Source organism: Mesorhizobium sp. WSM4820, assembly GCF_055811075.1.
In genome coordinates this window covers 96,517-110,017 of record NZ_JBVVQN010000010.1, presented here as the reverse complement: position 1 = coordinate 110,017, position 13,501 = coordinate 96,517, and the positions used below count along the sequence as shown (strand labels likewise).

The following is a 13,501-nucleotide window of genomic DNA, read 5'->3' as shown; positions in this document are numbered from 1 at the left end:
GCCTGCCTGCGTCAGGCCCTCTCCATCGGTGATCGATTTCCATAGAAGACGGTCGCGAGCGGGTGGATAGCTGCCGCAGGGGACTGCGATCCCAGGTTTCCCTGCAGCATTCCTTTGCAACACTTTGCGCTCCCCGACGTTCTCCCAAGGCACGCTTCGAAGCCGCGGCGGTTCGGCGATCTGCATCGATATGACGCTGGAGGACACGCCATGGACATGAGCAACAGGAAGACGCAGTTCAATGTCTGGTACTGGATCGCCGCCTTCATCGGGCTGATGATCTTTCAATATGTCTACACCGCCACGCAGCACGTCGCGCAGATTCCCTACAGCCATTTTGAGACCCTGCTGCGCGACGGCAAGATCGCCGACGTGCAGGTTTCCGATCGCTTCATCCAGGGTCGCTTCAAGCAGCCGCAGGACGGCAAGCCGCTGTTCATTACCACGCGCGTCGAGCCTAATCTCGCGCGGCAGCTGCAGGAACACGGCGTCACCGTCACTGGCCAGATCGAAAGCACCTTCCTGAGCGACCTGCTCTCCTGGGTCGTCCCGATCCTCGTCTTCTTTGGCTTGTGGATGCTGCTGATGAGACGAATGGCGGGTGGCATGGGCGGTTTGATGCAAATCGGCAGGAGCAAGGCTAGGGTCTATGTCGAGGCCAATACCGGCGTAGGCTTCGACGACGTGGCGGGCGTCGATGAGGCCAAGGCCGAGTTGCAGGAAATCGTGGATTTCTTGAAAAGCCCGCAGGAATACGGCCGTCTTGGAGGGCGCATGCCCAAGGGCGTGCTGCTGGTCGGACCGCCCGGCACCGGCAAGACACTGCTCGCGAAAGCCGTTGCCGGCGAGGCAAAAGTTCCGTTCTTCTCGATTTCGGGCTCGGAATTCGTCGAGATGTTCGTGGGCGTCGGCGCCGCCCGAGTGCGCGACCTGTTCGAGCAGGCACGCGCCAAGGCCCCGGCGATCATCTTCATCGATGAGCTCGACGCGCTGGGCCGCGCCCGCGGTGCAGGCCCGATGATGGGCGGACACGACGAAAAGGAGCAGACGCTCAATCAACTCCTGGTCGAGCTCGACGGTTTCGACCCGAAAATCGGCGTCGTGCTGCTCGCCGCGACGAACCGCCCGGAAATCCTTGACCCGGCACTTCTTCGCGCCGGCCGTTTCGATCGGCAGGTGCTGGTCGATCGCCCGGACAAGCAAGGTCGCGTCCAGATCCTTAAAGTCCACATGAAGAAGGCCAAGCTGGCGGCGGATGTCGATGCCGAAAAAGTCGCCGCGCTGACGCCGGGTTTTACCGGCGCCGATCTCGCCAACCTGGTCAATGAGGCGACCCTGCTCGCCACGCGCCGGAGGGCGGATGTCGTCACGATGGACGATTTCAACAATGCGGTCGAGCGCATCGTGGCCGGACTCGAGAAGCGCAACCGGCTGTTGAACCCGAGGGAACGCGAGGTCGTCGCCTATCACGAAATGGGCCATGCACTGGTAGCCATGGCGCTGCCCGGCGTCGACCCCGTGCACAAGGTATCAATCATCCCGCGCGGCGTCGGCGCCTTAGGCTACACGATCCAGCGGCCGACCGAGGACCGCTTCCTCATGACCCGCGAGGAACTGGAGAACAAGATGGCGGTGCTGCTCGGCGGCAGGGCGGCCGAGTGGATCGTGTTCGGGCATCTGTCCACGGGGGCCGCCGATGACCTGGCCAAAGTGACCGATATCGCCCGCGCCATGGTGACGCGTTACGGCATGTCGGAAAAGCTCGGCCATGTGGCGCTGGAAAAGGACCAGCGCTCCTTCCTGAGCCCCAACCCACTTGCCGGCGGTCCGCGCGAGCACGATTACGGCGACGCCACCGCCGAGGCTATCGACGAGGAGGTTCGCGGCATCGTCGACACAGCTTTTTCGCGAACCGTCGGGCTCCTCACCGAGCGACGGGACCTGCTGGAAAAGACGGCGCGCAAGCTGCTCGAGATCGAGACGCTCAGCGAGGCCGAGCTCGCATCGCTCGTCGGAAACGCCGCGGCAGCGGATCGCACGGCGGCATCCGAACCGCAATCGGGGAAGCGACCGATAAGACGAGGCAAGGCTGCGGCTGCAAATTTTTCGCGCCCCGCCGAGTGATGCATCGCCGATCTCGAGGCCGCCGCCGCGGGTGACCGGTTCCCCAGTGGCATAGTGTCGCTGCCAGTCAGCGAGATGGCCGCCCAGGCAATGATCATTCAACAAGGACCAGCACGGCCTCTCGCACGCCAGGCCGGCGCACAAGGGCGGCCGCCAATCCGCGTCATCGCTTGTTTAGCAAAGGCTGGCAAGGCAGCGTTAGGCGACTGACCCTGGTGTCTGTTTTTCGGATTGGCGTTGCTTCGTCACCCTCCGAACCCGCCAGCTCGGATAAGCCAGGCTGAATGACCGACCCATTTGCCTCGAATTCGCCCCGATCATCGAAGAGCGGTAGTGATTGCAATGCTGGCGCCATGCGTTGTTTACTGGCTCTTGCAGAGAAAACGAAAGCTCCAATGATCCAGGACAATGCCACGGTCGGCGTCGTGGTGCCGATGTTCAATGCCGAGCGCACGATTCGCGCTACTTTGACCAGCATCTGCCAGCAGGACCATCAGGCGCTGGACATTGTCGTGGTGGATGACGGGTCGACTGACAAGTCCGCCTCGATCGTCGCCTCTTGTGCTGAGAAAGACCGGCGCATACGCCTGATGCGGCAGCCGAACGCCGGTGTTGCGCACGCCCGCAACAGCGGTGCGGCCTCTACCGATGCCGAGTTTCTGGCGTTTGTCGACGCGGATGATCTCTGGGCCCCTTCCAAGATCGCACTGCAACTGCGCGCCCTGCAGGAAGGCGGTTCTTCCGCGGGCCTGGCATATTGCTGGTTTGCGCAAATCGACGAGAACGGCCGGGTATTCTCACTATACCGACCCGATGCCGATGGCCGCGTTCTGCAACGGATGTGCAGAATGAATTTTGTCGGCAACGGAAGTTCGATGCTGCTGCGTCGCTCCGCATTCGAGCGGGCGGGACAATTCGATCCTTCCCTGAGGGCCAGGAATGCACAAGGCTGCGAGGACCTTCTTATGTGCCTCAGGATAGCGGAAAGTTATGAATTCCGTGTCGTGCCTCAGCACCTGGTGGGCTATCGGATGACGAACGTCAACATGTCGAGCGATGTCATGCAGATGCTTCGTTCATGTGAAATCGTCCTTGCCGAGTATCGCGAAAAATATCCGCAGTTCGGCAGCGATCTCGATGCGCATCTGGTCGATATGATCCATTGGCTTGCCATCAGAGCCTTGGTCGGCGGACGGCTGTTCGCAGCCGGCGACCTGCTGAAGAGATACTTCGTCCTGGAACCGCGCACGGCAATTTCCCGCCTGCCCAACATGATCGACATGTACTGCCGGGCCAGGCTGGTTCCTCGCTGGATGAAGGTTGGAGTGAAACGGATGCGCAACAAGAACGCCGAGTTCCGTCCGCTTTATGAAGAGACCAGCTGGTGAATGTGGGCGCGTTCTATTCGCGCGCTTGCGGCGCCTCATCCGCTTGGCGGCAGCGCCTGCATAGGCCGGGCCGACCATCGTCGGACTTGGTCTGGCTGCGGCGGTTCTCGAAGGTCGCACCTCGTGCTTAAGACCTAAGCGCCGTCTTCGACGAGAGCGGACGGATCAATACTCCTCGGACCCGACGCGCGAAGCTGGCGCGGCGTCGGCGTCTTGAGGGCCACCTCGACTCGCCTTCGAAGCCACTCCGGAGGAACTGGCTGGCAGATGAAGGTCGGATCGGCGTCGAAAAAACTCCCGGAGGTACAGATGGAATGCGGTGAGGTTGGAACCATGCGCTGTTCAACGGCAAGCAGTCTCGGCACAAAGCGACGCAGCCGCCGTCGCAGGGCTTGTGCGGACGGCTTTGCGAAGACATGAAACAGCGCGGCCGGATCTGTCCATGTTGCATGGACAAGCGGGCCGATGGCCGCGCCCGGCGACGTGCGGGCGGCTTCGGTGCCGTAATACGCTGAGGCCACGCCATCGGACCAACGAAACAAGAAAGACGCTAGCCTGGGATGTCGCGTGCGGACTGTTTCAAGGACGATCCGGTGCGATTTCAGCATGACGACATACCTGGTCGACATGGAAGATAGTGATCGCCGGTAACCAATCAGATACTCGGGAACGACATCATAATCGCAGATCGCGGCAATGTTGAGCTGCATCTGCAAGTCTTCGGCTCCTTGGGCGCCTGCGGCTCTGAGCGACGGGTCGTATCCCCCGGTTGCCGTAAGAACTGATCGCCTGACTAGCGGTGAACTTGCATTGCCGATAAAATTCTCAACCAGCAGCCAGTTGTGGACGTCCCCGCGAGCGAGAGTTGGCGGGGAGCATTCGATCACCCAATCATCATCATCGATGACGCGATACCATGCGTAGACAAGGCCGAGAGACGGCCGCGACTGAAAGAGGCTGTGCTGCTTTTCCAGCTTTGTCGGGTGCCACACATCATCCGCATCAAGTGGCGCTATAAATTCACCCTTCGCCGCATGAATTGCCAGGTTTCTGGCGACAGCAACCCCTTGGTTCTGCTGTCTCAGAAGAGAAATACGCGGATCACTGGTTGCAAATGCCTCGACGATCTCAGCGGTCCGGTCGGTCGACCCGTCATCGACCACTATGATCTCTAGCTGTTTTAAAGTTTGCGAGGCGGCCGACTGAAGGGTGTGTCGGATGGTCTTTTCCGCGTTGTAGGCAGGAATGATGACGGAAACTGCGGGTTGCATATCGAAAAAAAGCCTGCTTTTGATGAAGGTGAAAGAAAGACGGGAGCGCCACCGGCCCAAATACTAGCATGCTCGAGCGGGAGAGTATCAAGCCGCCTCTCCCTACGGCTACTTCAACGTCTGAGAATTCGCCCGGTCATTCGCACTTACGGCGGCGACATGTGCTAATATGCTGGTTTTAATCCGCCCAAACTGTGGATGCCTTTCATGCTTCCTTTCATTTCGCTCACATCCGTGCCCGTGGCCTCATGGGCTTATTGCCATCAGCTATATGCTTGAATACCCACATGTATCGCGCTTCTGCCGATCGAGATGGCATCCGCGATCGGACATGAGCGCGGTTTTTACCGTTCCTGCGGCGGGAGACCGATGGTGATCCCGCGAGTTCTCCTGCAGCTTGGTCGGCTGGTGCGGCGTCGAAGCCTGCGCCGTGCTCCCATCATACTGATGTACCATCGCGTTGCAGACGTCGCCGTCGATCCGTGGAGCCTGGCCGTCCATCCGGCGAGGTTCGACGAACAAATCGAAGCGCTGACGCGGAGCCGGCGGGTGGTGCATTTGCATGAGCTGTTTGATGTCATCGCACGGGGAAAGCCAGGCAAACCGCTTGCGGTTGTCACGTTTGATGACGGCTATCACGACGTCTACAGCAACGCTCGCCCGATCCTGCAGCGTCATGACTGCCCGATGACGCTGTTTGTTGCGACCGGAGCAATCGGAAGCGGCAGGGAATTCTGGTGGGATGCGCTCACGCGCATCTGTCTTGAGACGCCTGAACTGCCTGAACAACTCGACATCACGATCGAGGGAGGCAGGCATCACTGGCTTATCCCAAAGATGGTGGATCAGGCCGGCCGTGACAAAGTCTACCGGGAGGTATGGTCGGTGCTCCGAACGCTGCCGTATGAGCGTCAGAACGCACACGTCGAAGACATTGCGAAATGGGCGGGCGTTGGTCTCGACGCCAGGCCAGAGCACTGCATTATGACTCCCGCCGAAGTTGATGACATCAATGATGACCTGATCACGATCGGCGGTCATACTGTCAGTCATCCCACGCTTCCGGCCCATTCCTTCGCGACCCAGCTTCGCGAGATCGTCGACGGCCGTTCGGCCTGTGAGCAAATGACCGGAAAACGCGTCCTTTCTTTTGCATATCCATTCGGAGATCATGACGCTCTGTCGGTATCTGCCGTCAGGGAAGCGGGATTTGAGTTCGCATGCACGACGCGCGCCGGGTGCGTTGCGCCCAAGGCAGACGTGCTGCGTTTACCTCGATTGTATGTCGGCAACTGGTCAGGGGACGAATTCTTGCGAAAAATCGAGGATAATCTGTTCTGATGAACGCACAGCAGACTACCATTATCACGCCTCGACGCGGTTGGTTTGACCTCGATTTCTGGCACCTGTGGCGCTATCGCGATCTGCTGCTCCTGTTCGCGATGCGCGACATCAAAGTCCGCTACAAGCAGACCTTGCTTGGTCCGGCTTGGCTGATCCTGCAGCCCCTCGCGCTTACCGCAGCCTTGACCACCGCCATCAGCGGTATCGCGGGCATTTCAACCGGTGGCCATCCGGCGCCAATCTTTTATCTGACGGCACTGGTGCTGTGGTCGTATTTTTCCCAAGTCGTCTCCACCGCGAGCCAGGTCTTCATTGCTAACGGTCATCTCTTCAGCAAGATCTACTTCCCGCGACTTGTCGTTCCCGTGTCGTCGCTGCTGTCGAACGGTGTGGCCCTGGCGATCCAGCTTGGCGTCGCATTTGCCTTCTTGCTCTGGTACCAACTGACAGGAAAAGTGGACGGGTTGTCGTGGCGCCTCGCGTTCTTTCCGCTGGTGATCATCCAGGTCGCGGCCTTCTCGTTGGCTGTTGGGCTTTGTCTAGGGGCGTCGACCGCGAAGTACCGCGATACAGCTCATATGACTCCGTTCTTGATTCAGATCTGGCTGTTCGTGACGCCGATCATCTTTCCTTTTTCGGCTATTCCCGAGCAGTACCGAACGCTGACCGGATTTCTGAATCCGCTCGCTGTCATAATTGATGAAGGGCGCTGGTGCTTCTTCGGCACCTCGGCAGTCGGTGCGCCACAAATCGCTGCAGCGCTTGTCACGACCTCGGTTGTGCTGTTCATCGGCATCGTGATCTTTCAACGCGTCGAACGAACGGCCATGGACATGCTGTGAAGAGCAATAACAACCCTTGCGGCCCCGTAGAAGGTCGCCTTTCGTCGGCCGCCGCGCATTCTGCACAATGGGCACGACGCCGATGCCATTGATCTCCGTCATCACGCCTTTCCTCAATGTCGAGCGGTTTCTTCCGGACGCGATCGAAAGCGTGCGCGCGCAAACCTTCACCGACTGGGAAATGCTTCTCATTGACGACGGTTCATTCGACGGCAGCGTTGCAATCGCGGTGGCTGCAGCAACCGGCGATCCGCGAATCCGTTTCATTCGATCGAACGGCCAGCGTCGCGGCGCCGCCGCGGCGCGCAATGCCGGAATCGCGGCCGCGTCGGGCATGTTCTTCACGTTCCTGGATGGCGACGATATATTTGAGCCGGAAAAATTCGAGACGGAACTTGCGATCTTTGATGCGCATCCTCGCGCCAAGGTCCTTTACGGACCGACCCTGTGGTGGTTCCCCGAAGAGCCGCACAGGAACTGGACCGACTCGATGCCACGCCAATCGGACCGTCTGCACATGCCGCCCGACCTGCTCGACCAGGTCATCGTGCGCCAGCGGGCTCATGTGCCGTGCATCTGCTCGATCATGGTTCGCCGCGAAGCTTTGGTAGCGGTGGGCGGCTTCGATGAGGCGTTCGAGCTCTACGAAGACCAGACCCTTCTAGTGAAGCTGCTGTTGCGCTATCCGGTATTCGTGACATCCACGCCCACCGGCCGATACAGGCAGCACCTCGATTCGACATCGGCCAAAGCGACTGCTTCCGGCATCTACGATCGACTGCGCCCGCATGCGGCTCGCATTGGCTTCCTCGAATGGGTTGAGATGCATGCGTCGGCCTCGGGATTGATGACGCCGAAGTTGCAGCGGGCGCTCCGCTTCGCATTTGCGCGCTATCCAGCCCAGCGTCGGCCCCTGACACTTCGCGATAGATTTGACCTCGCCATCGACGCCGGACGCCGGTTCGCTCGGCGGCTGACGCCACGTCGCATCCTGTCGAAGGTGTTCGGGCTGCTGACGAGAGCACGGAGGTAGTGGCCGGGACCGGTGGCGCGGATTGGATCGCGACCGAGCCTGAGACTTCTGATATTAACGATACCGTTCTACGTGAATGACAAGTCGCATCGCCTCGCTGGGAGCGACGTGCTAAAACTGACGAGTCTCCAGCATTTCTGTGCCAAAATTCTGTTTGTGAGGCCTAAGGTCGCGTTCGATTTCTGGCAACGAACACCAGCCGTTGCCTCTCTGCGAAGCTAAGGAGAATTTGGCTGTTTCATGATCGCAGTCGTCATAACAACTTACAACCACACTCGCTTTCTCGAGGACGCCATTCAGAGCTGTCTTCGTCAAAGCCGGCCGACGGATGAAATTATTGTCGTCGACGACGGATCCACCGACAATCCGGCATCGGTTGTCGAGCGTCATCCAGGCGTGCGCCTGATCAGGCAGGACAATTGCGGGCTCGCGTCCGCCCGAAACACTGGACTGGCGGCTTCCAGATCCGATTACATCACCTTTCTGGACGCGGATGATCGTCTCCTTCCGATTGCCATGGAGACGGGCGTGCGAGTGCTGGATGCGCATCCAGATGCGGTTTTCGCTTACGGAGCTCATCGCTTCATCAATGGAAGGGGTGCGATCGAGTCAGACAAGCATCACATCGCGCTTGTTGAAGATCCTTATCTTCAGCTACTGCGGACGGGAAACTTCATTGCGATGCATGCGACCGTGGTTTATCGGCGGGAGAGGCTCGCGGCCATGGGCGGGTTCGACGTTTCAATGCGGTCCTGCGAAGACTATGAGCTATTCTTGCGAATCGCCCGGCGCGGTTCGATCGTAACGCACGACGATGTCGTCGCCGAGTATCGCATGCACCGCGACAACATGTCTAAGAATCGATCGATGATGCTCGCTGCAGCATTGTCGGTGCTTGACAAGCAGTTGGCAGGTCCGGTTGACGACGATGTGCGTCTTGCAGTCCGCGATGGTAGGCGGTTCTGGAAGACCTATTATACCGGAGAGGTGACTACTGATGCCTTGCGCGCGATCCGCGCCGAACCCGCCAAAGCGATGCGCATGCTGCGGCAGGCGTTGCAGATGTCGCCGCCGATCACGCTGCAAACGGCGGCATTTAAGATAACACGCAAGGTCGGCAGGCATGTGCAACGGCTGCTCGGAGCTTCCGGCGCTGATTGGCGGGCTCCGCGCGTCGGTTCGGTGCGGTTTGGGGATTTCGCACGCACGATGCCGATCAGCCACTCATTTGGATATGATCGCGGCAAGCCAATAGATCGGTATTATATCGAGAACTTCCTACAATTGAATGCGGCCGACATACATGGCCGTGTGCTGGAAATCGGCGACAACAGCTACACGATGCATTTTGGCGGTGCTCATGTCGTCAAGAGCGACGTGCTGCATGTTGATCCCGATGATCCAAACGCGACCATCATAGGCGACCTGTCGCATGCCGGAGTGCTGCCGTCAAACGCCTTCGACTGCATCATACTCACGCAAACACTTCATCTGATCTTCGACATGTCGGCCGCGGTCGCTGCACTGGCCGAAGCGCTCAAGCCCGGGGGCGTGCTGCTGCTAACTGTTCCTGGCATCACCCCGGTCGATCGCGGCGAGTGGGGCAGCACGTGGTTCTGGTCATTGACGCAGGCGGCGTTGGCGAAGTTGCTTGCGAAATCCTTCAGCACGGCGAACATGGCGCTCGAAACCCACGGCAACGTCTTTGCGGCAGTCTGTTTTCTCCAGGGACTCGCCAAGGAAGAAGTTTCTGACCAGAAGCTCGACGTCCGGGATACCGCCTTTCCTATCGTTGTCACGGCGCGCGTCGTGAAGGACGGGCTGACCGCGGATCAACCCGGCAGTCGAACCGCAAATGTTACGGCTTGAGATCGATGACAGAATTGCCAGCCGTTGAGGTCCGAGGACTTTCCAAGCGCTACCGGCGCGGCGCGATCGGCGTGAGCTCATTGCGTGAGGAGGTCGAACAACTTGTCGCGCGTCTGCGCTCGCGGGAAGCCAAAGCTTCCCTCAACGAATTCTTTGCCATCAAGAACATCACTTTTTCCGTTCCGACTGGCACCGTGTGCGGTATCATCGGACGCAACGGCTCGGGAAAGACCACGCTGCTCAAGGTTTTGACCTCGATCACGGCTCCGGATGAGGGCGAGGCAGTGATGCGAGGCCGGATCGGAAGCTTGCTGGAGGTAGGGGCCGGATTCCATCCGGATCTCGACGGGATCGAGAACATCTACCTCAACGGCGCGATCCTCGGCATGAGTAAGGCCGAGATCAAGCGTAAGCTAGACCGGATCATCAAATTTGCCGATATCGGCAGCTTTCTCGAAACGCCGGTCAAGCGTTATTCGTCCGGCATGTACGTTCGGCTTGCCTTCGCGATCGCTGCTCATCTGGAGCCGGAGATTCTCGTCGTCGACGAGGTGCTTGCTGTCGGCGATGCTGAATTTCAAAGGAAATGTCTCGGCACGATGAAGAACGTCGCGGGTGAAGGTCGGACCGTGCTGTTCGTGAGCCACAACATGGCCATGGTTCGGCAGCATTGCACAAAAGCGATTTATCTGGACGGCGGCCTTCTGAAGGATTTTGGCGAGGCATCATCGATCATCGATGCGTACTTGTCGAACACCGCCTCGAGCAGCAACGGATCCGAGCGCGTTGGCGATGATGACCTCTGGATGCAAGTGGCTATTGTGTATCCGGGTACGCGCGAGCGCTGCAGCCAGCTCAAGTTTGGCGGCGATTACGATTTTGTGCTGAAGCTGGGCGCGAGGAATTCGTTTCACCGAAGCGTGGTCCATATCCAGATCTTTGATCAGGAAGGCAACTTGATCTCTGTGCTCGAAAGCCTCGCGGAAGGTGTTGGTCAATTTGACATAGTTGGGCAGGCTAAGGTCGTATTCAGCGTGCGATCGTTGGGATTGTTGCCTGGCACTTATAGCGCTGGAGCGGCTCTCTATGCGTGGGGAGAGGATGACCCGGACCTCGCCAGCGAGAACTTGCTAACGTTCGACGTTGTTGCAGCAACAGTCAATGACGCCTATTGGCCATATCTGAAAGAGCACGGGATTGTGCGACTGTCGCATTCTGCCCAGTTGCTTAAGGTGGATTGAAGGCGCGTGGAGAGACGTCCTGGCGAATAAATCTTCGATGTAGTTCAATCCGTCGACCGCGCGGCCGCAACGCTGCAATCGCGCGCCCTGCAAAGACTGAAGGACAGCCCGGGCATGCGGGAACACCTCGGTCAGGCATCGCGAAAACGGATAGCGGAAAATTTCTCGCTTGCCGCAGTTGCCGCCGCTCTCGATTGCTTGCTGACCAGGCGGTAGGGCTCTTCCGCAAGAAAGATCGTCACAAACGGCGGCGATACCAGGCCAGCGCCGTTTCGACGATCCGGTCGATTCCGGATTGCTCAGGCATCCAGCCGAGTTCCCGGGTCGCCTTGCCTGCCGCGGCGACAAGCGCAGGCGGGTCACCTGCCCTGCGCGGACCGTAGGCCACGGGAAGGCGCGTTCCCGACGCCCGGCTCACCGCATCGACCAACTCGTTCACCGTCGTTCCGGTTCCGGTGCCGAGATTGTAAACATGGACTCCCGGATCGCGCAGAAGCTTCTCCCCCGCCAGAACGTGCGCACGGGCGAGATCGGTGACGTGGACATAGTCCCGCACCGCGGTTCCGTCCCTCGTGTCGAAGTCGGTGCCATTAATGGTAAAAACCCGGCCCGACCTGACCGCCGCCTCGATAGCGAGCGGAATGACATGCGTTTCCGGTTCATGCCGCTCACCGACCTCGCCGTCGGGATCACATCCGGCCGCATTGAAATACCGCAGCACAACCGCGTTGAGGCCATGGGCATCCGAAAAATTGTCGACCATTCGTTCTATGATGAATTTCGACCACCCATAGGGATTGATGGGCGACTGCGGATGCGTTTCATCAATCGGAGAACGAACGGGGATGCCGTAAGACGCGCAGGTGCTCGAAAAGATCAGCTTGTCGACGCCGGCCTTCAGCATTTCCTCGAGCAGGACCAGCGTCCCAAAACTGTTGTTTCGGTAGTAGAGCTCCGGGCGCTCGACGGACTCGCCGACATAGGCGTAAGCGGCGAAATGCGCCACCACATCCGGCCGATACTGGTGCAGCGCTGCTGCCACCGCTGCAGCGTCGCAAATATCGCCCTCGACAAGCGGTCCCCATTTGACCGCGTCGCGCCAGCCGCGCGAGAGGTTGTCATACGCAATGACCGACCAACCGGCACCGGCGAATGCCTTGCAACAGTGTGAGCCGATATAGCCCGCCCCGCCAGTGACCAACACTGTTTTCATTCGGCTGCAGCGGACCGAGCATATCCCGATGAGACCAAGTCTTCGAAATAGGCAATGGTCGTGGCGAGACCGTCGCGCAATGCGATTCCTGGCTTCCAATTGAGCTCGCGCAAGGCATACCCGATGTCGGGCTGCCGCTGCCTTGGGTCATCGACGGGCAAAGGTAAAAACCTGATCTCGGATCGGCTTCCAGTAAGTTCGATCACGAGATTGGCAAGTTCGAGCATCGTGAATTCGACCGGGTTGCCGAGATTCATTGGACCGGTAACATCGTCGCCCGTGTGCATCAGGCGAACCAAACCGTCGATGAGATCATTGACGTAGCAAAATGAGCGTGTCTGCTGGCCGGTGCCGTACACGGTTATTGGCTTGTTTTGCAGTGCCTGCATGATGAAATTGGAAATGACGCGGCCGTCGTCCGGACGCATCCTCGGACCGTAAGTGTTGAAGATGCGCGCTACCTTGATCCGCAGCCTGTTCTGCCGCCAATAGTCGAAAAACAGGGTTTCGGCACACCGCTTGCCTTCGTCGTAACAGGAACGGGGACCTATCGGGTTTACCCTGCCCCAATAGTCCTCGGTCTGCGGGTGAATCTCGGGATCTCCGTAGACTTCAGACGTGGACGCCTGAAGGATCTTTGCGCGAACCCGCTTGGCGAGTCCCAGCATATTGATCGCCCCATGGACATTGGTCTTTGTCGTCTGGACCGGATCGAACTGATAGTGAACCGGGCTTGCCGGGCAAGCAAGGTTGTATATTTCATCAACTTCTACGTAGAGCGGAAATGTCACGTCGTGACGAATGATCTCAAAGGATTTGTTGTCGAGCAAATGCGAGACGTTTCTCCGACTTCCTGTGAAGAAATTGTCGACGCATACAACCTCGTGGCCTTCAGCAAGCAACCGCTCGCATAGGAACGATCCCAAAAAACCTGCGCCCCCTGTCACCAAGACTCGCTTTGCCTGCTGCATGTTTGGGATCCTCACGCCAGTTCTTCACGCAATCGAATGCGCAAAGCCCCAGGGCGAGGATAGGAAAAAAATGCTGCGCCGAAAACACAAAATGTTAACGGACCTGAAATAGTCGCGTGAGATGTGCGCAAGAATACCGCGAAAAAAACCATTCGTTCGTCCGTTTTGACGGTTTCGTCCGAACGTCGCCTTGCCGGGAATCGGC

Annotated in this window: 10 protein-coding genes; 7 read left to right on the top strand and 3 right to left on the bottom strand. The window is 58.9% G+C overall.

The annotated features are described in order from the left end of the window. Positions 1-210: 210 nt before the first annotated feature. Complete coding sequence (gene ftsH, locus AC0L2R_RS17650; RefSeq protein ID WP_473510498.1) at positions 211-2,124, top strand: ATP-dependent zinc metalloprotease FtsH; 1,914 nt, start codon at positions 211-213, stop codon at positions 2,122-2,124. 284 nt (positions 2,125-2,408) lie between these two features. Then, positions 2,409-3,512 carry a glycosyltransferase family 2 protein gene (locus AC0L2R_RS17645; protein ID WP_473510496.1) on the top strand — a complete coding sequence of 368 codons (1,104 nt, stop codon included), beginning with the start codon at positions 2,409-2,411 and terminating at the stop codon, positions 3,510-3,512. Positions 3,513-3,646: 134 nt separating this feature from the next. On the opposite strand, the gene AC0L2R_RS17640 is transcribed toward AC0L2R_RS17645, so the two are convergent. After that, on the bottom strand, positions 3,647-4,783 hold the full coding sequence (locus AC0L2R_RS17640) for a glycosyltransferase family 2 protein (protein WP_473510495.1): 1,137 nt from the start codon (positions 4,781-4,783) through the stop codon (positions 3,647-3,649). Positions 4,784-5,152: 369 nt separating this feature from the next. Here AC0L2R_RS17640 and AC0L2R_RS17635 point away from each other — a divergent pair, with 369 nt between their 5' ends. From AC0L2R_RS17635 to AC0L2R_RS17615, 5 genes are all read left to right on the top strand, one after another. Next, positions 5,153-6,124 carry a polysaccharide deacetylase family protein gene (locus AC0L2R_RS17635; RefSeq protein ID WP_473510493.1) on the top strand — a complete coding sequence of 324 codons (972 nt, stop codon included), beginning with the start codon at positions 5,153-5,155 and terminating at the stop codon, positions 6,122-6,124. Beyond that, on the top strand, positions 6,124-6,969 hold the full coding sequence (locus AC0L2R_RS17630; protein WP_473510491.1) for an ABC transporter permease: 846 nt from the start codon (positions 6,124-6,126) through the stop codon (positions 6,967-6,969). Before AC0L2R_RS17635 ends, AC0L2R_RS17630 begins: the two co-directional genes overlap by 1 nt. Before the next feature lie 82 nt (positions 6,970-7,051). Continuing rightward, positions 7,052-8,002 (top strand): glycosyltransferase family 2 protein, encoded by a 951-nt coding sequence (locus AC0L2R_RS17625; protein ID WP_473510490.1) that lies wholly within the window; start codon positions 7,052-7,054, stop codon positions 8,000-8,002. A gap of 240 nt (positions 8,003-8,242) precedes the next feature. After that, positions 8,243-9,871, top strand: a complete 1,629-nt coding sequence (locus tag AC0L2R_RS17620) for a glycosyltransferase family 2 protein (protein ID WP_473510489.1) — start codon at positions 8,243-8,245, stop codon at positions 9,869-9,871. Positions 9,872-9,876: 5 nt separating this feature from the next. Beyond that, positions 9,877-11,112 (top strand): ABC transporter ATP-binding protein, encoded by a 1,236-nt coding sequence (locus AC0L2R_RS17615; protein ID WP_473510487.1) that lies wholly within the window; start codon positions 9,877-9,879, stop codon positions 11,110-11,112. Between the two features lie 238 nt (positions 11,113-11,350). On the opposite strand, the gene galE is transcribed toward AC0L2R_RS17615, so the two are convergent. Together galE and AC0L2R_RS17605 are read right to left on the bottom strand one after the other, a co-directional pair. Beyond that, on the bottom strand, positions 11,351-12,325 hold the full coding sequence (gene galE, locus AC0L2R_RS17610) for a UDP-glucose 4-epimerase GalE (protein ID WP_473510485.1): 975 nt from the start codon (positions 12,323-12,325) through the stop codon (positions 11,351-11,353). After that, on the bottom strand, positions 12,322-13,296 hold the full coding sequence (locus tag AC0L2R_RS17605) for a UDP-glucuronic acid decarboxylase family protein (protein WP_473510483.1): 975 nt from the start codon (positions 13,294-13,296) through the stop codon (positions 12,322-12,324). Before AC0L2R_RS17605 ends, galE begins: the two co-directional genes overlap by 4 nt. Positions 13,297-13,501: the final 205 nt, after the last annotated feature.

What these genes read in the sequence shown, in the direction of transcription:
- ftsH (WP_473510498.1), top strand. Translation starts at nt 211, where the DNA reads ATGGACATGAGCAACAGGAAGACGCAGTTCAATGTCTGGTACTGGATC.
- AC0L2R_RS17645 (WP_473510496.1), top strand. Translation starts at nt 2,409, where the DNA reads ATGACCGACCCATTTGCCTCGAATTCGCCCCGATCATCGAAGAGCGGT.
- AC0L2R_RS17640 (WP_473510495.1), bottom strand. Translation starts at nt 4,783, where the DNA reads ATGCAACCCGCAGTTTCCGTCATCATTCCTGCCTACAACGCGGAAAAG.
- AC0L2R_RS17635 (WP_473510493.1), top strand. Translation starts at nt 5,153, where the DNA reads ATGGTGATCCCGCGAGTTCTCCTGCAGCTTGGTCGGCTGGTGCGGCGT.
- AC0L2R_RS17630 (WP_473510491.1), top strand. Translation starts at nt 6,124, where the DNA reads ATGAACGCACAGCAGACTACCATTATCACGCCTCGACGCGGTTGGTTT.
- AC0L2R_RS17625 (WP_473510490.1), top strand. Translation starts at nt 7,052, where the DNA reads ATGCCATTGATCTCCGTCATCACGCCTTTCCTCAATGTCGAGCGGTTT.
- AC0L2R_RS17620 (WP_473510489.1), top strand. Translation starts at nt 8,243, where the DNA reads ATGATCGCAGTCGTCATAACAACTTACAACCACACTCGCTTTCTCGAG.
- AC0L2R_RS17615 (WP_473510487.1), top strand. Translation starts at nt 9,877, where the DNA reads ATGACAGAATTGCCAGCCGTTGAGGTCCGAGGACTTTCCAAGCGCTAC.
- galE (WP_473510485.1), bottom strand. Translation starts at nt 12,325, where the DNA reads ATGAAAACAGTGTTGGTCACTGGCGGGGCGGGCTATATCGGCTCACAC.
- AC0L2R_RS17605 (WP_473510483.1), bottom strand. Translation starts at nt 13,296, where the DNA reads ATGCAGCAGGCAAAGCGAGTCTTGGTGACAGGGGGCGCAGGTTTTTTG.